We start from the raw sequence: 20,110 nt of genomic DNA, 5'->3' as shown, positions 1-20,110 counted from the left end.
ACTTCTAGACACTTGCCGGTAACCGACGCATCAAGAAAGGACAACGGTGGCAATTTGGAGCGCAAGTACTTGATGAAATGTCGAATTTCACACAGACTGCACTTGATCGAACACAAATAGTCACCATCGACATCCTGAACTGGCGAAATGTCGATCACCCAGGGGCATTTTCGTAAACGACGTTTACAGAAATTGAGTCTTCCGCGGGCCTCGCCCTGGGAAACGTCGACACTCACGTCACACACGGAACAAAGTTCACCGGAGCGACATCCGTTCCCCCGCGAACGAGACCGGACATCACCCAGGGTCACCAGAGAGGGCATCCAGGTCCCCGAAGCCGGTCACCGAACACACGAATGTTCTCACCGCGTGTGACACACGTTAACGCTCACTAACGACCGATGTTGACTCGGACTTGCGCAAGGAGGCCGAAGAACCCCCTCCCACCTGCCGGTATACCAAGGACGTGGTCGACACCGGCGGTCGGGGACGGGGCACCAGCGGAGCCACCGAACCGGAACGCAGTACCCCCCACCAGGTACCGAACGCACACGCCGCGTCCCCGGCGACGGACAGCGCCGTCCACCCCAGGGGACCCACCACCGCGGCACCGTGTCGGCGGCGCCAGGAGGCCAGGTGCGGCACGGTCAACAACGCGGCCACCGCCAGGGCCCGATGACCCGCCCTTCGCCCCTGGCCGGACCCATCGCCCGGAGAGCGACCACGCGCCCAGGCCAGCGCACTACCCGCGGCCACCCCCGCCGACACCGGCCACCAGGTCGTGCGCATCTCCCGAACGAGAGCCCGCACCGTGTGCGCGGACTCCACGAACCCGGGACGAACCGCGTCCACCGGTGACAACGCCACCCCCGAGCGCAAGGCCCCGGCCGTGGCCGCCACCCCTGCGGCGGCCACTGCAAGCCCGGTCAGGGGGCGTCCGGCCGCGACCAGCGCCACGGCGGCCAGGGTGGTCGGACAGACCCGCGGACCGGTCGCACGCAGGCCATGGCGTCGGGCCGACACCGCGCCGGCCGCCCCGGACTCCCAACGCGCGCGCAGGTAGGTCCCGAGTCCGTTGGCCATGGGCGTCCGTACCCGGGAGCGGGGTTCGTACCGTATCGACCGGCCCCGCCGGGCCAGTGCCCAGACCGGATCGGCCTCGGCGACCGCGCCCAGATCGGGATCCGACCGGGTGGGTCCGCGGCGCACCACCATCGCGCGAAACGATTCCAAGGGGGTCGATGCGAGCACCGATCCGGGATCCAGACCATGGTCGGCATCCGATGCCCGAAGGGCCGCGACGGTCATGCCCAGGTTCCCTCGGGGTTCCCGAGCGGCCAGGACGCGCGGCACGACCGCCGCGACGTCGGGGTCGACGAAGTGGCCGAGCGCGGCGCGGAGCCACCCGGGTCCGGGTTCGGAACCGATGTCCAGGAAGGCGACGAACTCGGCGTCGCAGGCACGCAGCCCGGCCGCCCGGGCTGTGGCGCCCTCCACGGGTCCTCGGACCACGCGCGCACCGTGTCGAAGGGCCACCTCTTCGGCCCTTCCGGTCACGCCGACCACGAGCACGCGCACGTCGGGGTGCCCGGTGTGGAGGAGGACCAGGGTCGCGTCCAACGCGTCCGCGTCGACGTCGCCGCCGTGCCCGACCAGGACGACCTGGGTTTCGGCTCCGGGTTCGGTGGGTCGGGGGCGTGGATGGGCCAGTCCGGCCTCTACGAGGATCCGGGCCAGCACGCGTTCATGGTGATGGTCGGGCCGGGCCCCGCTGAGCCACCGGATCACCGAGCTCACGCCCTCGGCAGGCAGCCGCAGGGCATGGGGTGGGGATCCGCCGACGAGGACGTGGCCCTCGTCGGTGAACCGGACGGCGCGGTCGATCTCGACACCGAGACCCATGGGCAGTGGTTCGGGGGTTGGCACGGCCATGACCCATACCTTGGCCCGTGATGAGGGACACGCGCAAGAGTGGACGAAGTGGCAAAATTCGACCCAACGTCATCTGATTGTTATCTTGTTACGAGAGTCCGCCGGAGCGCCGTTCCCCGCTTCGATCCAACGGTCGAGGACTGTCCCGGACCACTTCATCCCCCCTTTATCCAGCTCAGGCAGGGTTACCCTGTCCGAACCAGGTCGACTGGGTTTCCAGGGAGGCACGGAGCGTATGCTGAGCGCGAGTAGGCCCTTCAGTGTCGTAGGGCACACCGAACACCGGACATGACCATCGCCCATGGGCTGCCCGCAGGCCCCACCACCACACGACGTGAAGCCCCGCGGCTTCGCCGCCGACACATGTCGCCGCCCTCGTACCGCACTCTCGGCGATACCGAGTCACTTCCCTCCCTGACCCAGGGGGCTTCGCCCCGTGTGTCCACGCGCCGTGACCCACAAAGGGCATGGACGCTCCGAGGGCCAGGCTTCCCATCAGCCCTGCCCGCGCACACACATTCCCGGGGAGTGAACCCACATGTGTGAGACCGCCATCCCTCGTTCCGCGCCCTCGGACCACGACCACTCGGCTTCGATCCCTCTCCACCGTTCCCAACGCCCGGCGAGACCCATGGCAGAGTCCAGAAGCACCCAGAACACCACCACCCGACAGGACGGCGGCGATCGACGCTCCGCCCGTACGGGGTCCATTCCCAGACCGGCCCGCAGACGCTTTCCCGGTCTGCCGAGCCAGATCTCCTACGCTCGCAGATTCGTGGCCAGGCAAATGGCCGAGTCACCGGAACTGACCACGGCGACACTGTTGACCAGTGAGCTCGCCACCAACGCCATCAGACACAGCGCTTCGGGGTGCGACACCGGCAAGTTCGAGGTGTGCGTGCGGCTGGCGCCGGGTTGGGCCCGCGTGGAGGTGCGCGACCTGGGCAGCACGACGGAAGCGCCCCTGCCCCAGCATCGGGACCCCTACGACACGGCCGAACACGGCCGCGGGCTCGACCTGGTGGAGGCGCTCGCCAGCAAATGGGGCACCGAGCCACGACTTGACGGCCGAGGCCGCCAGGTGTGGTTCGAACTCGAATGGGACGGCGACGGCCGGCCCTAGAAGATCTGGGTTCTCAGTCCTCCGAGCCGGAGGCGGATTCGGTCGGGGTCGCGGAGGCGGCCGGGGCCGGGTTCGCGGGGGCGGGGTCGGTGGCGGGGAGCTTGAAGCGCTCGTACAGTTCGCGGGCGTAGTCCTTGGCCTCCTGCGAGGGCTCGTCCCCGAGCTCGTCGCGCAGCAGGTCTTCGAGGTTCTTCTTGGCGTCATCCATGTGGGGCAGCCTGCCTGGAGTGCGCGGATAGCACAAATCGACATACCGGTGACAGAGAGGGAGCGTCCCAGATGCCCTGATTCGCAGGGGTTTCCGGGCTTTGGCCCACCCCCGCTTCCGGGCGTGTCGCGACGATGTCACCGCTACGGGCACTGACGACGAAGGGGCGGCCCGCACGTGGTGTGTGCGGGCCGCCCCTTTCTCTACGGTCGCGTCTCTACGGTCGCGTCCTTGCGGTCGCGCTCGGGTCAGCGGCCCTGGCCAGAGTGCTCCTGGGAGGAGGTCTCCTCGGGCACCCGGCCGGCCTCGCCCGTGGCGGTGCCGCCGTTGCTCTCGGCGTTGTAGAAGGCGTCGCCGGTGACGGCGACCCCCGCCTTGGCACGGGCCTTGGCGCGGCGACGCTCGTAACGAGCCTGCGCCTTGGCCTCACGCTTCATCCGGCGTACCTCCACCAGCTGGTAGAGGACCGGCACCAGGATCAGGGTGAGCAGCGTCGAGGTGATCAGACCACCGATCACCACGAGGGCGACGGGTGCGGACACGAACGCTCCGCCACCGGCCAGACCCACGGCCATCGGAATGAGCGCGGCGATGGTGCCGACCGCGGTCATCAGGATGGGCCGCAGACGGTGACGCGAGCCCTCGACGATGGCCTCGCCCAGTTCCATGCCCTTGTCGCGGTTCTGGTTGATCAGGTCCATCAACACGATGGCGTTGGTGATGACGATGCCGATGAGCATCAGCATGCCGATCAGGGCGGCGGCGCCGATCGGGGTTCCGGTCAGCCACAGCAGCCCCAGCGAACCGGTGGCGGCGAACGGGACCGAGATCAGCAGCATGAGCGGCTGCATCAGACTCTTGAACGTCGCGACCATGATCAGGTAACAGATGACGATCGCGGCGAGCAGGGCCAGGCCCAGCTGGGCGAAACCCTCGGTCTGGTCCTGGCTGACACCGCCCAGGTCGGCGGTGGCGCCGGAGGGCAGGTTGAGCCCGTCCAAGGCCTGGGTGATCTCGGCGCTGACCGCGCCCAGGTCGGAGGCGCTCGGGTTGGCCGACACCGTGGTGCTGGTGACACCGTCGATGCGGGTGAGTTCCGGCGGCTGCTGGACCTCGACGACCTCGGCCACGTCGGCGAGCTCGATCAGTTGCCCGGTGGGCGTGGCGATCGGCAGTTCCTCGAGCTCGGCCACGGTCTGCGGCGCGTCCTGGACCAGGACGACCACGTCGCGACGGATGTCGTCGATGGTGGCGGTACCGACGTTTTGGCCATTGAAGGCGGCGGCGATGGTCTGGCCGACCGCGGCCTCGCTCAACCCCTGCTCGACGGCCTCTTCCCCGTCGACGCGCACCTCCAGGGAGGGCTGCGACTCGGAGACACCGCTGGTGACGTCTTCGGCGCCGTCGATGGCGCGCAGCTCGTCCTCCACCAGCTCGGCGGCCTCGGCCAGGGTCGCCTGGTCATCGGCCGTGACCCGCACCTCGATGCCGGAGCCGCCCATGCCGCCCGTGGAGTCCAGGCGCGGTTCGTGCTCGGTGTCCAGATCGGCGAAGGTGTCGCGCAGGACCTCGCGGTTGCGCAACTGGTCGGTGTCGGGGTCGGCGGTGATCGTGTAGTCGATCTGGTCGGCGGCCCCACCACCCATCATCGGGTTGCCACCCACGTTGACCTGGTAGGTGTCGATCCAGGCCATTCCGGCGAGCGCTTCCTCGACCTTGGCGGCCTCGGCGTCGGCGGCCTCCAGGGAGGTGCCCGGTTCGAGCTCCTGGATGGCGGTGTAGCTGTTCTCCTCGGCCTGCCCGAGCCAGTCGGTCTCGGAGGTGGCCGCCAGGGCGACGGTGCCGGCCAGGATCGCGACGCTGGCCGCGAGGGTGACCGCGGTGGCGGTCTTGCGCTTGGTGGTGATCCAGCGAATGATCGGCAGATAGGCGCGTTGCAGCAGGGTGCGCATCTCGCGCTCGTGCGCCTTGCGCTCGATCTCCTCTCGCGGGGTGTCCCCGACCTCGGCGGGCCGCAGGAACCAGTAGCACAGCACCGGCGTGATCGTCAGCGCGACCAGGAGCGAACCGGCCAGGGCAAGGCTGCTGGTGACCGCGAACGGCATGAAGATCTCGCCGACCATGCCGCCGACGAAGGCCAGGGGCAGGAACACGGCGATGGTGGCGAAGGAGGAGGAGGCCACGGCCGTGGCGACCTCGCGGACGCCGTCCTTGACGGCCGACATCCGTTCCTTGCCGTAGTCCATGTGTCTACGGATGTTCTCCAAGACGACGATGGAGTCGTCCACCACCCGGCCGATCGCGATGGTGATCGCGGCCAGGGTGAGCATGTTCAGGGTGAAGCCGAAGGCCTGCATGCCGACGAAGGCCGCCAGGACCGACACCGGAATGGACACCGCCACCACCAGGGTGGAGCGGATGGACAGCATGAAGACCAGGATCACGATGACCGAGGCGACGAGACCGTAACCGCCGGCCTCGAACATGTCGGTGATCGAGTCGTTGATGAAGGGCGCCTGGTCGAAGACGACGGCGAGTTCGACGTCGTCACCGAGAAGGTCGGACTGCTCCTCGAGCACTTCCTGGACGCCGTCGGAGACCTCGACGGTGTTGCCGTCGGGGGTCGCCATGATCATGAGGGCGATGCTGGGGTCGCCGTCGAGTCGGGCGATGGAGGAGGCGTCCTCGGTCACCATCTCGACGTCGGCGACCTCGGAGACCCGCACCGCGGAGGGCGCCGCGGCCGGCGGGGCGCCGGGCATGGCGGCGGACTCGTCGGCGGCGCCCGCGGAGGGCTGCACCCACAGGTCCTCGATCGCTTCGAGGTCGGTGTACTGGTCGCCGGTGGTGACGCTGAGGCTGCGACCGTCCTCGTCGATGGAGCCACCGGCCATGAGCAGGCCGCTGGACTCCAACGCGTTGGACAGGTCCTGGACGCTCACGCCCGCGTCGGCGAGTTCGTCCTCGTCGGGGGTGATCTCGACGCGTTCATCCGGTAGACCGGTGAGGTTCGCCGAACGGACGCCGGGCACCGATTCCAGTTCGGGGATGAGCACGTTCTCGATGGTGGACGCCATCGCCTGCTCGTCGCCGTTCTCGGAGGCGGCGGCCAACAGCATCACCGGCATCATGTCCATGCTCATGGCCATGACGGAGGTGTCGACGTCGTCGGGGAGCATGCCGGCGATCTGGTCGACGGCGACCTGGGTCTCGCGGACCAGGGCGTCCTGGTCGCGGCCGTAGTCGAACTCCGCCATGATCTGCGCCGAACCGGTGCTGGAGGTGGAGGTGATCGTGGCGATCCCCTCCACGCCCTGCAACGCCTGTTCGAGGGGCTCGGTGACCTGTCCCTCGACGACCTGGGGGGTCGCGCCCTGGTACTGGCCGGAGACCATCACCATCGGCAGGGTCATCTCGGGGAAGAGTTCGCGCTTGGCCGAGAGTGCGGCGAAGGCGCCGAAGAGCAGCACGGCCAGCGTGATGAGAAGGACCAGCGCCCGGTTGCCGAGCGATATGACCGAAAGGCGGTTCACGCGCGCGTTCCTTCCGCGTGGGGGGCGGTGGGTCCGTCCGGGGACCGCTCGCCGTGTGCCGTGATGGCCGTTCTGGACATGAGAGGTGTTCGCTCCTAGCTCGCCGGGTGGTGGGACGGTCCCGGACCGGGGCGCGCCCGTCCATGGTCGAACGGGCGACCGGGGTCACGGGCCGATCCGCGAGTCGTGTGATGGGGGATGCGGGTGTTCGTTTCGTCCGGGGCGGGACGCCCGCTCGGGTCGATCCGTCGTCGGGCCCCGCATCCGCCGGGCGCACGCTCACCCTACGTCGCGTTATATCGGAAGTTGCGCCGACTCCGGAGAGTTCAGGGAACTATCAGGGAGATGTCAGTCTTCCGTCAGGGTCGGCACCGACCAAAGTTAGGGACACTCACCGGGTGACGGGGCTCCCCTGGCACGAAGTGGATCTTCACACCGACCGGGGCGCCTCCCGAAGGCGTAACAGACATCATGGTGACCGATTTCGGTCATCCGGAAGCGAGCACGGGGAGTACACACGATGCGCACCCGTACGCATGCGTCGGGTGCGCGGCGACGGCGCGGCGGGATGGCTCAGACGGCCCTGGGCTGTTCCTCTGAGGGGGTGAGCGCCTCGTGGGGCTGGGTGGTGCCCCAGACCACCCGAAGGAGGTCGTCCAAGGCGTGGGCGAGGGATTCGTCGACCAGTTCGTAGCTGACCTGCCGGCCCTGGGCGTGCGTGTGCACGAGTCCGCAGTCGCGCAGGCAGTCCAGGTGGTTCGAGACGTTCTGTCGGGTGAGCCCGAGTCGATCGGCGAGCCCGGCGGGGTAGTCGGGCCCCTCCAGGAGGGCCAACAGCAGACGGCACCGCGTGGGGTCGGACAGCGCGCGCCCGAGGCGCTGGATCGCGGAGAGGCGTTGCTCTGAGGTCAACATGAAAACCATTGTACATTTTTTGCTGTATCGACAGTACAGGCTGTATAAACAGTCTTGAGTGTACTAACGGTTCTGAGGACGGAGGAACAATGGGCGTGGGACACGACCACGGGCCGATCACGGCCGGGGCCGCCAACAGGCGCAGGCTCGCCGTGGTTCTGGGGCTGATGCTCACCGTGGCGGTGGTCCAGGTCACCGGGGCCGCACTCAGCGGCAGTCTCGCCCTGCTGGCCGACGCCGGACACACCGTCACCGACTCCTTCGGAGTGGCCTTGGCGTTGGTGGCCGTGTGGATCGCCGGCCGGCCGGCCACGGGCAGGCGTACCTTCGGGCTCCAACGCGCCGAGATCCTCGCCGCGGCCGTCAACGCGATCGTGTTGTTCGTCCTGTGCGGCTTCATCGTGGTGGAGGCGGTCGACCGGTTCCGCGAACCCGCACAGGTGTCCGGGCTCGGCATGATCGTGGTCGCCGGGTTCGGTCTGGTGATGAACATCGTGGCGATGTTCGTGCTGAGGTCGGGTGCGAAGGAGAGCCTCAACGTCAAGGGCGCCTATCTGGAGGTGATGAGCGACGCGCTCGCCTCCGTGGGCGTGATCATCGGCGGTCTCATCGTGCTGTTCACGGGATGGCGGCAGGCCGACACCCTGGTCTCTCTCGCCATCGCCGCGATCATCGTGCCCCGCGCGTGGTCGCTGCTGAAGGAGGCCGTGCACATCCTGCTGGAGGCCGCGCCCAAGGGCGTGGACCTGGCCGACCTTCGCTCGCACCTGATGGGCCACCCCGCCGTCATCGACGTGCACGACCTGCACGTGTGGACCATCACCTCCGGGGTCCCGGTGATGTCCGCGCACGTGGTGGTGGCCGAGGAGGACCTGCACGACACCGGCCGGATGCTCGACGAACTGCACGAGTGTCTGAGCGGACACTTCGACGTGGACCACTCGACACTGCAATTGGAGCCGCCGGGCCACGCCGACCACGAGGGCGCCCGCCACGACTGAGGACGGGCGGGAACGAGCCGGCGGCGCGGCGGCTCAGGGGCGTACGGAATCGACCCGGCCCGGCTCTCCCCGGAGCCGGGCCGGCCGGCCGGGCGAGATGCCGCGTCGGTTTCACCGGCCGAGCCTGTGTGCCCCGTGACCGGGAGGTTTGGCAGAATCGTTCGGGTTCCCGAGCAAGGAGTATCCGTGGACATCGCACCCGACCATCGGCCGGCACCCCGGTGAGCCGGCCGTCACCCCGAAGGCGTGCCCGGTTCTCCATCCGAAACCCCCGTCCGGAACGCTCGAACCCCCACGGCACACGCGAGACCAAACCGTGGCACAAGCCCGCGCGCATGTTCCTGCTGATCTTCGTGAGCGTCGACCTGATCGGCGCCCTGCTGCTCACCACCCCCTTGGCCACCGTCGACGGGCGGGGATTGCCCTTCCACGAGGCCTTCTTCACCGCGACCTCGGCACTGGCCGTGTGCGGACTCAGCGTGGTCTCCCTGGGCAGGGAGCTCAGCGGCTTCGGTCAGGGCGTGGTGCTGGCCCTGGTCCAGGGCGGCGGCATGGGCATCATGACGCTGGCCTCCCTGTTGGGCACCGCCGTCATCCACCGCTTCGGGCTGCGCATGCAGCTCACCGTCCAGGCCGAGGTTCGCACCCTGTGGGTCGGCGACGTGCGCGAACTGGTCGGTCGGGTGCTGACCATCTTCCTGGTGTTGCAGGGCCTGACCTTCGTGCTCATCACCCCGCGCATGTGGTCGGCCTACGACCTCACGCTTCCGCAGGCCCTGTACTCGGGGTTCTTCCACTCGATCATGGCGTTCAACAACGCCGGCCTGTCGCTGTACGACGAAAGCTTCACCCGCTTCTCCGGTGACGGGTTCATCCTGTTCCCCGTGGCGTTCGCGATGATCCTGGGCGGAATCGGCTTCCCCGTGCTCATCGAACTGCGTCGGCGGCTGGGGCGGCTTCACCGGTGGTCCCTGCACACCAAGCTCACGGTCACCACCACGGGCATCCTGTTCGCCGCCGGGGTCCTGCTGATCACCGCCATGGAGTGGAGCAATCCCAACACCCTGGGCGGACTGCACTGGTGGGCGAGGATCACCGACGGCTTCTTCACCGGGGTGATGCCGCGCAGCGGCGGGTTCAACGCCGTGCCCATCGGTGAGATGCAGGACTCCACCCTGCTGGTGACGATCATGCTGATGTTCGTCGGCAACGGCAGCGCCGGGACGGCGGGCGGCATCAAGGTCGCCACCCTCGCGGTGATCTTCCTGGTGGTCAGGGCCGAGGTGCGCGCCCACGACCAAGTGCACGTCTTCGGACGGCAACTGCCCACGGAAGTGGTGCGGCAATCCCTGAGCCTGGCGTTCCTGTCCGCCACCGCGGTGGCCGGCACCACCTTGCTGATGCTGTGGGCCACCGACTTCACGCTCCTCCAGGTGTTGTTCGAGGTGGTGTCGGCCTTCGGCGTGGTGGGCCTGTCCGTGGGGATCACCCCGGACCTGGCCGCGTGGAACCAGTACCTTTTGGCGATCCTCATGGTGGCCGGCCGGGTCGGACCCATCACGTTCGTCACCGCGTTGGCCTTCCGGGACCGACAGCGTCGTTACACCCTGGCCGAGGCCCGGCCGATCATCGGCTGAGTTCGACCACGAACCGAAGCACCGAGGAGACAGACCATGCCCCACCGCGATCGGATCGACGACAAGCGCGTCCTGGTGATCGGCCTGGGCCGGTTCGGCAGTTCGCTCGCCCTGGAACTGGTCAGACACGGCTGGGAGGTGCTGGGCATGGACTCCAACCCGCGTCTGGTGCAGACCTACGCCGACGCGCTCACACACACCGTCATCGGCGACGCCACCGACGAGGAGACCCTGCGGCAGGTGGGCGCGCCCCAGTTCAACCGGGCGGTGGTGGCGATCGGCAGCCACCTGGAGGAGAGCATCCTCACCACCTCGTTGCTGGTCGACCTGGAGGTGGCCGGCATCTGGGCCAAGGCCACCAGCCGGCGGCACGGGCGCATCCTGGAGCAGGTGGGTGCGGATCACGTGGTGTTGCCCGAGCACGACATGGGTGAGCGGGTGGCGCACCTGTTGTCGGGTCGGATGCTCGACTACAAGGAGGTCGAGCAGGGGTTCGCCGTGGGCAAGACCCGGGCTCCGGAGTCGATGTTGGGCCGGACCCTGCGCCAGACGCGGGTTCGACAGAAGTTCGGCATCACGGTGGTGGCGGTCAAGCGGGTGGGTTCCTCCTTCACCTACACGACGGAGGAGACGGTGCTGCACAAGGGCGACGTGATCCTGGTGGCGGGCCGCAACCAGGACGTGGAGCGCTTCGCCGAGAGCAGGTGACTCGGGCGGAAACGGGTGACCTCGGAGGACGTCGACCCATCGGGACACACGCCGGGAAGCCCGAGCAAAGCAGGCAAATTGACAACCGTTTTCATTTTCCCGAAAATAGTCCCATGAGAACCAGGACCTCCGTGCGCGCCGCCGCCCTCGGCGCCGCCATCGCCATGATCATCACCGGCTGCGGAAGCGAGGGCGGTGACACCGGTGGCGACGGGGTCTCCCCCGCCGACGCCGACCTCACCGTCGTCACCGGGGTCTACCCGCTCGAATGGCTGGCCCAGGAGATCGGCGGGGACACCACCGCCGTCGTCCAACTGACCGAGCCCGGCGCCGAACCGCACGACCTGGAGCTCACCGGCCGCCAGATCGCCGAGGTGAGCGAGGCCGACATCGTGTTCCACGTGGGCGGCCTCCAGCCCGCCGTGGACGAGGCCGCCGCCCAGGAGGGCGAGGACACCTCGCTCGACGTCGCCGACCTCGTGTCGCTGCGCCCCGCCGGCGGCGGTGAGGACGAGGACCACGATCACGACCATGGTCACGACCACGACCACGAGGGCGAGGACGACCACGCCCACGAAGAGGAGGACGGGCACGACCACGGCGAGTACGACCCCCACTTCTGGCTGGACGTGGACCTGATGGCCGAGACCGCCGAGGCGCTGGCCGAACGCATGGGAGAGGCGAACCCCGAGGGCGCCGACACCTATCGCCGGGGGGCCGAGCGGGTCGCCGGCGAACTGGCCGCCATCGGCGAGGAGTACGAGGAGGGCCTGGCCTCCTGCCAACACCGCGAGGTCGTCGTCGGACACACGGCCTTCAGCTACCTGACCGACCGGTACGACCTGGAGCAGATCGGTGTCAGCGGGGTCGACCCGGAGAACGAGCCCTCCCCCTCGCAGATCGCCGACATCGCCGACATCGTCAACGAGCGCGACATCTCCACGATCTTCACCGAACCACTCATGCCCGCCGAGACCGCGGACACCATCGCGGCCGAGACCGACGCTCAGGTGGAGGTGCTCGACCCGCTGGAAGGCGTGACCGATCAGTCGCCCGGCGACGACTACCCCTCGATCATGCGCGGGAACCTGGAAGCGCTGACCACGGCGCTCTCCTGCGAATAGCCACAGGCACCCGCAAGGCCCCGTCGACACTTCGGCGGGGCCTTCGCGCGTTACCGAGCGTCCATACGCGCCACTTTTCAGACCAAGGTCCCCAAAGCAACCCCCAGGCTCATGACCAGCGAAGACGCCATGATTGAACACCTTGTCGGCGAAAACACGATTACATAGCGCTTACATCCGACCAAACCCACGGACAAGTGGCGAGCATCACGCTATGCTCGTGAGAGTGATGGTGCTGATGCACGTGCATTCGTTAATGCATTAGCACGCACGTTTCCCCTCAGTCGAAGACGCAAGGAGCGACAGGAACATGACCGCACACAACGGTATCCGCGCGACCGATCTGACCGAGGCCTCCTGGCAGAAGGCCAAGCGCAGCAACTCACAAGGGGCCTGCGTCGAGATGGCACGTCTCCACGACGGATCCATCGCCGTCCGCAACTCGCGCTTCCCCAGTGGGCCGGCCCTGGTCTACACGCAGGAGGAGATCGACTGCCTGATCCTGGGCACCAAGGACGGCGACTTCGACAACCTACTCGGCTAGGGCGGCCTACGAGCGGAACGGAAGGGCCCACCCGTATCTCGTGACACGACGGCGTGGCACACCGTGGAGTGGTGTGCGTGCCGACCCGGTGAAGCCACCCCTTGCTCTCTCCAGGGTCACCCGGGCTACGGGCTCCAGCGCGAAGAGGGGGCTCCGTCGCGGACGGAGCCTTCTCTTGCCCCACCCACCGGGGCGAAGAGGTTCTCCAGCAGGGGGCGTGGGCTGGAAGGGGCTCAGGCCTCGTCGAGGTCCTTGAGCATGTCCTTGAGCATCGAGACCGTCTCGTCAGGGGTGGCCGCCGAGACGCTGAGCTTGGTCATCGCCTTGGTGTAGGCCTCGACCGTGGACCGCTTGTCCACGATGTCGCCGTCGGTCAGGTGCTCCAGGTACAAGACGTCGGACAGTTCGAAGTCGGAGAAGCGCAGCAGCGTGAAGGACCCGGCCTCGGCGGCGTGCGCACCCACCTCGAACGGGATGATCTGCAGGGTGATGTTGTCCCGGTTCTCACAGATGTCGATCAGGTGGCGCAGCTGACCGCACATGATCTCCTTGCCGCGCTCGCGGCCCCCGATGGGCCGACGTACCGCCGCCTCGTCGAGGATGATCCACATCTTCTTGCCGCTGTTGAGGTGTTCCTGTCTCTTGAGTCTGGCCTGGATGCGCTGCTCGGAGAGGGTGTCGGTGTCCACACCACCGGAGATGACCTCGCGGGCGTAGTCCTCGGTCTGCAACAGACCCGGCACGAACTGGGACTCATAGACACGGATCTGGTCGGCCGCCTCCTCGAAGCCCACGTAGCGGGTGAACCACTTGTGGAGGGCGTCGCCGTACTCCTTCCACCAACCCGGTTTGTTGGATTCGAGGGCCAGTTCCTTGAATTCCCTCAGGAGCTTGCGGTCGGTGACCCCGTACATCTTGAGGAGGTCCTCGATATCCCGAGGCTTGAATCCGACCCGCCCCAGTTCCATACGGCTGATCTTGGAAGCGGAGGCTCGAATCCTCTCTCCCGCTTCCTCACGGGAGATGCCACGTAGTTGCCGGTACCGTCGGAGCTGCTCTCCCAGGAGCATGCGGCGCACGGTGGGGCCACTCCCCTGACGCAAATGAGCGATATCCACGTTCGCCGCCTCTCTTCTTTCTCCGAACAAGAGTATCGGTTCACCCGGTCCCCTTTGCCGTGCGACCGGGACACTACACCTCCACGGTATCGACGGCGTCCCGTTCCACCCTCGCCGACGCCCCCTCACCCGCCCCCTCCCGAAGCGGGCCCACCCGGCCGCCGGTCCCGTCTCGCGCGGCGGGACGCCCGACAACGAGCCCCGTGTCATCGACTCACACGAATTGCGCCCAAACGAACTTTCCACCGGGCGGCGTGGGAATCACTCCCCACTCTCGCGCGAAAGCACTCACCAGGGCAAGCCCTCTGCCACCCTCGACCCCGGAGATCGCTTCCCTTCTGTGCGGCAAGTGATCTCCACCGTCACGAACCGCACAGATGAATTCACTACCGCTGCGCATGAGGGAGAGTTGAATACCCGATCGGCCCCGCTCGGTCAAGGCGATCGGGCCGCCATGCCGTACCGCATTGGTGACCAATTCCGAAACAACGACCGAGACATCGCTCGACAAGTACTCCATGCCCCATTCCAGGAGCAGGGCGTCGGAAATCTCCCTGGCCGCGCCGACCGTCCGCGGGCGGGGCTCGAAAGTCCATGTGACGGCGTCGTGCCGATCACCGCACACCGGCGTGTTCCAGCGTGGGGACCCGTGGGTCAGGACCCTGAGCCACCATGCGTCGGCAGGCTCCGCCACCGCCTCCGCACACTCCATGCCCTTCAACTCCTCACTGACGCGCCGCGCCCCAGACCACCGAATGGGTGTGAAGCTCGTGCTGTTGCACGGGCCGAATGCACGTGCATCTCAGTCTTGGATGACATCGTAAGCCACGGCCCGATCACGCGCAGGCAAACGGCGGCACCAACCGAAAAGCTTTGCGGCGGCGCAGGTCAACACCATTACGGACGACTGAAGAAGTCGCGGAACACCGGTTTCCCGCAGAACGGAAAGGGGCACCCGGGCACGTACCGACCAGTAGGCATGCGGATATGATTCCTCCGCGCCCACCACGTGAACAATGGAGGTAACACCATGTCCCCAACGCCTCGTGTGGCGATCGTGACCGGCGCGGCCCGCGGCATCGGCGCCGGCACCGCCGAGCGCCTCGCCCGTGAAGGTCGCTCCGTCGCCGTTGTGGACCTGAAGGAGTCCGACGCCCAGGAGGTCGTGGACAGGATCACCGCCGACGGTGGCCAGGCCATCGCGGTGGGCTGCGACGTCTCCGACGCCGACCAGGTGACCGCCGCCGTCGACACCGTCGCCGAGCGGCTCGGCCCTCCCACGATCCTGGTCAACAACGCCGGGGTGCTCCGCGACAACCTGCTGTTCAAGATGTCCCCCGACGACTGGGACACCGTCCTGAACGTGCACCTGCGGGGTTCGTTCCTGATGAGCAAGGCCGCCCAGACCCACATGACCGCCCAGAAGTGGGGCCGGATCGTGAACCTGTCCAGCTCCTCGGCGCTGGGCAACCGCGGCCAGGCCAACTACTCGGCGGCCAAGGCCGGCCTACAGGGCTTCACCAAGACCCTCGCCATCGAGCTGGGCAAGTTCGGCGTCACCTGCAACGCGGTGGCCCCCGGTTTCATCGAGACCGCGATGACCCGTGCCACCGCCGAGCGGATCGGGATCAAGTACGACGACATGAAGGCCTTCAAGCAGGCCGAGATCCCCGTGCAGCGCGTGGGCCTGCCCGAGGACATCGCCAACGCGGTGGCCTTCTTCACCGGCGAGGACGCGGGCTTCGTGTCCGGCCAGGTCCTGTACGTCGCCGGCGGCCCCCTGGACTGACCGCCGGGAGAACACGTGCCCCACCGGCGACGTCCGGTGGGGCACTGTCGTCGTGGACGAGCACTCAGGCGGAGTGGCCGACGCGCTCGGGGAAGGGGTTCGCCTCGGCTGCGGATTCGCCCGTGTTCTCCTGGGCGGCCAGCGGGTCCCAGTAGTCGCGGTACTCGATGATCTCCCCGTCGCGTGCGATCACGACCGCGATGTAGCGCATCCGGTAGTCACGTCCGGTCCCCTTGGCCACACCCTCCACTTCGAGCTCGGCGATGGCCACGTTCGGGTCGGTGGTGACGTGTACGGCGTGCCGGTGGACCGCCCGCACGTCCAAGTGGTCGGTGTAGTGGCGCAGGTACTCCCGCACCGCCGCGCGTCCCTCGAACCACCGGGGTGCGCCGGGTGGCGCGAACGGCAGCTCCATGGTCCCCCCTTCGGCCCACAGGTCGGCGAAACCGAGCATGTCCTTGGCCAGAATCAGCCTCAGGCCCTCGTCGATGAGGGCGGAGGCGTCCTTGAGCGGTGTTCCCATGGCAGGCACCCTTCTTCCATGTGGACGGTACGGTACCGTCCCGCCGCGACCCTACACGGGACGGTCCCGTATCGTCCACACGTATGATGAGGGCATGAACGACCACACCCGACGCACACCCACCGGGGCCGCCGTCCTGCGTCCCCACGTCACCTCGGCCATCTCCGAGGCCGTACTGGACGAACTCGCCGAGCGCGGATACGGGCGCCTGTCGATGGAGGGAGTGGCCAAACGCGCCGGGACGGGAAAGAGCTCCCTGTACCGCAGGTGGTCGTCCAAACAAGGGATGGTCATCTCGGCTTTGACCGAATTCAGCGTGCCGCCGGCCGAGATCGCCGACACCGGGTCCTTCGAGGGCGACCTGCGCGCCACGTTGGAGGCGGTACACGTGTGGCTCACCCATCCGCGGTTCGCGGCGATCCTGCCCGACCTGGCCGCCGAGGCGGGGCGCGATCCGGAGCTGGTCCAGGCGATCGAGAGCGCCATCGGCGTGCGTCGCCGCGCGCTCGGGGAGGCCACTCTGCGTCGGGCCATCGAGCGTGGGGAACTCCCCGAGGACACCCACGTGCCCCTGGCCCTGGACCTGATGGCCGCGCCCCTGTACTGGCGCTTGAACATTCTCCGGGCCGAGGTCGATCCCGACTACCTGAACGCCCTGGTCACGTACCTCCTTCGGGCCCTGAACGCCCGCTGATCACGAGGGCACCGAGTTCTGTGTGCTCTCCTCTCGGCAGGAGTGACCGTTCCTCAGTGGGGCTTGGCCCCGACGACGATGTGGTCGTCGTGGGCGCCGGGACCCTCGATGGCCTCGACCACCTCGGTGACCAGGTCCTCCAGGAGGGTGATCCCGGTGGCGTAGTCGGTGTTGTGGTCCGACATCACCGCGATCAGGTACTCGTGGCCGGGCCCGGAAACGTAGCCGACGCTGTTCATGGTCCACAGCCCCCCGTTGGACTCGCGCGGGGCCCACCCGTTCTTGAGTCCGACGGTGTCGCCGCCGGTGGCGACGGCCGAAACACCCCATGCCTGTTCGGGGCCGACCGATTCCATGAGCTCCCGGACGTGCGCTCGATCCTCCTCGGTGAGCGGCCCTTCGTCGGTGTACAGGGCGCGCAGCAAGCGGATCTGGTCGGAAGGGGTGGTCATGGTGGAACCCCAGGAGCCGCCCGGGTGGGGTTCGGTTCCGGTGAACCCCAGGGATTCGGCGTGGCGCAGGAACCCGTCGGTGAACCCCAGGCGCAGGTAGAGACCGTCGGTGACCTCGTTGTCGCTGAAGCGGATCATCTGTTCGACCTGGGCGAGCTCGGTCGCGGTGAGGTCCCGCCCCTCCTCGTCCGCGCTCAGGTGCAGCATGGTCAGCACGGTCAGCTTCGCCACGCTCGCCGAGGGGAAGCGATCTCGTCCGTTGTGGCTGTAGGTCGTCCCGGTGCGCAGGTCCTGGACGGCGATGCCGAAGTCGACGCCCTCCCCCAGGGCCGCGACACGGTCGTCGAGGGCGGCGCGGGTCTTCGGGGGCAGGGCGGAGCCGCCGGTGGTCGGTGCGGCGAGGGGCGCGAAGGGCACGAGCGGCACCCGGGAGTCCACGACCAGTGGGGCCGGCACCGCGTTCGCGGGGAGCGCGGGGACGGCTCCGGCCGGAGTCGCTGCGGGCAGGAGCAGCTCGATGCAGAGGGCGAGCGGGACGGACGCGGCCAGGGGCCGGGTTCGTCTTTCGGCGAGGAGACGCCGGAGCACGCGATCACCGGTTCGTTGCGCCTAGGGGATGTGGGGGCATCGACCCGGCGAGACGGGCCGTTCGGATTATTATCCACAGCCCGCGAGGAGAAATCACCCACCCGATATTGAATCGGTACGGAGTCCCCTCAGAAGTGTCCGGTTCGGGCGTCCTCGTCGATCCCCCGCGCCACCAGCGCCTCTCCCGTAGCCTCGGCCATCCGCAGCAGGTGCACGATCACCGGCACCACCAGGAGGTAGGGCCGTCCTCGCAGGCCACGTGCGCGGTAACCGTCCCGAGCCGCGGCCCAGGCGGTCGCGACCATGGGGATGGACCGGATCGTCAACGCCAGCACCAACGCCACCCGGTCCGGGGCCACCCCGACGTGGCGCAGCGGCCGGGACAGGCGTTCGAACAGGTCGAGCATCTCCTTGACCCGGGTGGACAGGGTGATCGCGTTGGCGAGCAGGACGAGTCCGGCGAGCTGGGCGCACAATCGCACCCCTTCGGTCCACTCGTCCACGAACAACGCCTGGAACACACCGATGGCCAGCAGGAACGGCCACAGCGCGCGCAGCACGGCCAGTGCCCGGCGCGGACCCAGCCGGGCGGCCGGGTAGAGCAGCAGGGCCAGGAGCAGGGTGGTCAGGGCCGCCCACAGGTTCGCGGCGACGATGAGCACCACGCCCAGCACGAGCAGGGCGAGCAGCTTCGGGCCGGCCGGAACCCGGTGCAGCGGACCGCTGCCGGGGACGTACAGCCCGACCACGCTCACGAGGCCCGTCCCGTCGTCGGCCCGTCGTCCATGAGCTTGGTGTAGAAGGCGATGGCGTCCGCCGGCACACCGTCGAAGACGACCCGTCCCTCGTCCATGACCAGGACCCGGTCGAAGTCGGCGAGCAGGTCGAGGTCGTGCGTGAACAGGACGACCTGCTGCGCAAGACCGTCCAGGGTCCGGTGCACCATCCGGGTGTTGCGCAGGTCCAGCAGGGTGGTGGGCTCGTCGCACACCAGCACGTCCGGCTCGGTGACCAGTACCGACGCCAACGCCAACAGCTGCTTCTGGCCACCGGAGAGCAGGTGTCCGGGGTGGTCGCGGTGGCCGTCGAGGCCGTGTCGGAGGAGGATCTCCTCGACCCGGCGCGTGGTCTCCACACGGCCCAGGCGCAGGGGCCGCAGTCCGATCTCCACGTCCTCGACGACCGTCGGCATGATGATCTGGTTGGCGGCGTCGGAGAACACGAAGCCGACGCGGCGCCGGATGTGCTTGGCGTGCCGGCGGGTGTCCCACTCCCCCAGCGACACACGGCCCTCGTCGGGCAGGACGAGTCCGTTGAGGGTGCGGGCGAGCGTGGACTTGCCCGATCCGTTGGCCCCGATCACGCCGATGCGATGTTCGGCCAGGTCCAGGGTGATTCCGCGCAGGACCGCGCGGTCGTCGTAGGAGTGGGAGACCCCCTCGATGCGGAGCATCAGGTGTTCTTCCCCGTCTCCGTAGTGGAGGTGACCGGGCGACCGGCCGGTGGGATGGGGTAGGCGCGGAACACGGTGGCGGCGATGAGCGCGGTCACCACGGCCTTGACGACGTCACCGGGCAGGAACGCGATCATGGCCGCGCCGGTGGCCAGGACGCCGTCACCCAGGACGACCCCCATCCACGGGACGCCGATGGCGTAGATGACGACGATGCCGCCCAGGGCGTTGATCAGCAGACCCTGCCAGAAACGGTACCTGCCGCTGCGGACCATGAGGTCGGTGAGCAGGCCGATGACCAGGGCCGCGAACACCCAGCTCACGATGAACCCGGCGGAGGGTCCGACCAGGACCGCGAGTCCGCCACGACCACCCGCGAAGAGGGGGAGACCGGCCAGGCCCAGGGCGAGGAAGGCGACCACGGCGAGGGTTCCGCGCTTCCAGCCCAGGAGGCTCGGGGCGAGCATGATGCCCAGGGTCTGGAGGGTGATCGGTACCGGGGAGAACGGCAACGGAATGGCGACGGTGACGCTCATCGCGGCGATGAGCGCCGCGAAGATCGCGATGAGCGCCAGGTCGCGAGCGGTCAGACCGCGGTGACGGACGTGCTTCCTGGTCCCGATGTCGGGCATGGTGGATCCCCTCGGGGAGGTGGTGGGAGGTGGTCGTCCCCCATTGTCCGATACCGGCTCCTCCGAGACAGTGGCCGGGGTGCACAGAAGCCGGGCGGAGGTGTTGTGGACTTCCGTCAACGTCGCGGGCCACCCG

General features: G+C 68.2%; 19 protein-coding genes. 8 read left to right on the top strand and 11 right to left on the bottom strand.

All coding sequences use genetic code 11. The annotated features are described in order from the left end of the window. Positions 1-381: 381 nt before the first annotated feature. Positions 382-1,932 carry a glycosyltransferase gene (locus NLI01S_RS00475; RefSeq protein WP_067597307.1) on the bottom strand — a complete coding sequence of 517 codons (1,551 nt, stop codon included), beginning with the start codon at positions 1,930-1,932 and terminating at the stop codon, positions 382-384. 631 nt (positions 1,933-2,563) lie between these two features. On the opposite strand from NLI01S_RS00475, the gene NLI01S_RS00470 reads away from it, so the two are divergent. Continuing rightward, positions 2,564-3,055 carry an ATP-binding protein gene (locus NLI01S_RS00470; RefSeq protein ID WP_223809047.1) on the top strand — a complete coding sequence of 164 codons (492 nt, stop codon included), beginning with the start codon at positions 2,564-2,566 and terminating at the stop codon, positions 3,053-3,055. 13 nt (positions 3,056-3,068) lie between these two features. On the opposite strand, the gene NLI01S_RS00465 is transcribed toward NLI01S_RS00470, so the two are convergent. The 3 genes from NLI01S_RS00465 to cmtR all read right to left on the bottom strand — a co-directional run bounded on the left by NLI01S_RS00465 (position 3,069) and on the right by cmtR (position 7,711). Further along, positions 3,069-3,263: a hypothetical protein gene (locus NLI01S_RS00465; protein ID WP_067597302.1), complete on the bottom strand. Its 195-nt coding sequence runs from the start codon at positions 3,261-3,263 to the stop codon at positions 3,069-3,071. A gap of 248 nt (positions 3,264-3,511) precedes the next feature. Beyond that, positions 3,512-6,796 carry an efflux RND transporter permease subunit gene (locus NLI01S_RS00460; protein WP_067597299.1) on the bottom strand — a complete coding sequence of 1,095 codons (3,285 nt, stop codon included), beginning with the start codon at positions 6,794-6,796 and terminating at the stop codon, positions 3,512-3,514. Positions 6,797-7,369: 573 nt separating this feature from the next. Continuing rightward, the gene (cmtR, locus tag NLI01S_RS00455) at positions 7,370-7,711 is read right to left on the bottom strand and encodes a Cd(II)/Pb(II)-sensing metalloregulatory transcriptional regulator CmtR (RefSeq protein ID WP_190318325.1); all 342 of its coding nucleotides are present in this window, start codon (positions 7,709-7,711) and stop codon (positions 7,370-7,372) included. Positions 7,712-7,800: 89 nt separating this feature from the next. Between cmtR and NLI01S_RS00450 the strand changes: the two genes are divergently transcribed. From NLI01S_RS00450 to NLI01S_RS00430, 5 genes are all read left to right on the top strand, one after another. Further along, positions 7,801-8,712, top strand: coding sequence for a cation diffusion facilitator family transporter (locus tag NLI01S_RS00450; protein ID WP_067597289.1), 912 nt, complete (start codon positions 7,801-7,803; stop codon positions 8,710-8,712). Positions 8,713-9,047: 335 nt separating this feature from the next. Beyond that, positions 9,048-10,349 carry a TrkH family potassium uptake protein gene (locus NLI01S_RS00445; RefSeq protein WP_084392200.1) on the top strand — a complete coding sequence of 434 codons (1,302 nt, stop codon included), beginning with the start codon at positions 9,048-9,050 and terminating at the stop codon, positions 10,347-10,349. A gap of 36 nt (positions 10,350-10,385) precedes the next feature. Beyond that, positions 10,386-11,057, top strand: coding sequence for a potassium channel family protein (locus tag NLI01S_RS00440; protein WP_067597287.1), 672 nt, complete (start codon positions 10,386-10,388; stop codon positions 11,055-11,057). Positions 11,058-11,170: 113 nt separating this feature from the next. After that, on the top strand, positions 11,171-12,181 hold the full coding sequence (locus NLI01S_RS00435) for a metal ABC transporter substrate-binding protein (RefSeq protein ID WP_067597285.1): 1,011 nt from the start codon (positions 11,171-11,173) through the stop codon (positions 12,179-12,181). A gap of 310 nt (positions 12,182-12,491) precedes the next feature. Further along, positions 12,492-12,725, top strand: coding sequence for a DUF397 domain-containing protein (locus NLI01S_RS00430; RefSeq protein ID WP_067597282.1), 234 nt, complete (start codon positions 12,492-12,494; stop codon positions 12,723-12,725). A gap of 233 nt (positions 12,726-12,958) precedes the next feature. Here NLI01S_RS00430 and NLI01S_RS00425 read toward each other — a convergent pair whose 3' ends face one another. Further along, positions 12,959-13,795, bottom strand: a complete 837-nt coding sequence (locus NLI01S_RS00425; RefSeq protein WP_067597277.1) for a helix-turn-helix domain-containing protein — start codon at positions 13,793-13,795, stop codon at positions 12,959-12,961. A 262-nt stretch (positions 13,796-14,057) separates the two neighbouring features. Continuing rightward, the gene (locus NLI01S_RS00420) at positions 14,058-14,555 is read right to left on the bottom strand and encodes an ATP-binding protein (protein ID WP_067597275.1); all 498 of its coding nucleotides are present in this window, start codon (positions 14,553-14,555) and stop codon (positions 14,058-14,060) included. Positions 14,556-14,873: 318 nt separating this feature from the next. Between NLI01S_RS00420 and fabG the strand changes: the two genes are divergently transcribed. Then, entirely contained in the window at positions 14,874-15,632 is a 759-nt protein-coding gene (fabG, locus tag NLI01S_RS00415) for a 3-oxoacyl-ACP reductase FabG (protein WP_067597272.1), read from the top strand. A gap of 64 nt (positions 15,633-15,696) precedes the next feature. Here fabG and NLI01S_RS00410 read toward each other — a convergent pair whose 3' ends face one another. Next, entirely contained in the window at positions 15,697-16,155 is a 459-nt protein-coding gene (locus NLI01S_RS00410) for a nuclear transport factor 2 family protein (protein ID WP_067597269.1), read from the bottom strand. A gap of 94 nt (positions 16,156-16,249) precedes the next feature. Between NLI01S_RS00410 and NLI01S_RS00405 the strand changes: the two genes are divergently transcribed. After that, positions 16,250-16,849 (top strand): TetR/AcrR family transcriptional regulator, encoded by a 600-nt coding sequence (locus NLI01S_RS00405; RefSeq protein WP_067597258.1) that lies wholly within the window; start codon positions 16,250-16,252, stop codon positions 16,847-16,849. Between the two features lie 53 nt (positions 16,850-16,902). On the opposite strand, the gene NLI01S_RS00400 is transcribed toward NLI01S_RS00405, so the two are convergent. The 4 genes from NLI01S_RS00400 to NLI01S_RS00385 all read right to left on the bottom strand — a co-directional run bounded on the left by NLI01S_RS00400 (position 16,903) and on the right by NLI01S_RS00385 (position 19,974). Continuing rightward, positions 16,903-17,889: a serine hydrolase gene (locus NLI01S_RS00400; RefSeq protein ID WP_067597257.1), complete on the bottom strand. Its 987-nt coding sequence runs from the start codon at positions 17,887-17,889 to the stop codon at positions 16,903-16,905. Positions 17,890-18,017: 128 nt separating this feature from the next. Continuing rightward, positions 18,018-18,644: an energy-coupling factor transporter transmembrane component T family protein gene (locus NLI01S_RS00395; protein ID WP_067597256.1), complete on the bottom strand. Its 627-nt coding sequence runs from the start codon at positions 18,642-18,644 to the stop codon at positions 18,018-18,020. After that, complete coding sequence (locus tag NLI01S_RS00390) at positions 18,641-19,342, bottom strand: energy-coupling factor ABC transporter ATP-binding protein (protein ID WP_067597247.1); 702 nt, start codon at positions 19,340-19,342, stop codon at positions 18,641-18,643. Before NLI01S_RS00390 ends, NLI01S_RS00395 begins: the two co-directional genes overlap by 4 nt. Next, entirely contained in the window at positions 19,342-19,974 is a 633-nt protein-coding gene (locus tag NLI01S_RS00385; RefSeq protein WP_067597244.1) for a biotin transporter BioY, read from the bottom strand. Before NLI01S_RS00385 ends, NLI01S_RS00390 begins: the two co-directional genes overlap by 1 nt. Between the last annotated feature and the right edge of the window lie 136 nt (positions 19,975-20,110).

The sequence above is a fragment of the Nocardiopsis listeri NBRC 13360 genome (assembly GCF_001570765.1).
Classification (GTDB): domain Bacteria; phylum Actinomycetota; class Actinomycetes; order Streptosporangiales; family Streptosporangiaceae; genus Nocardiopsis; species Nocardiopsis listeri.
This window is presented reverse-complemented; position numbering and strand designations above follow the sequence as displayed.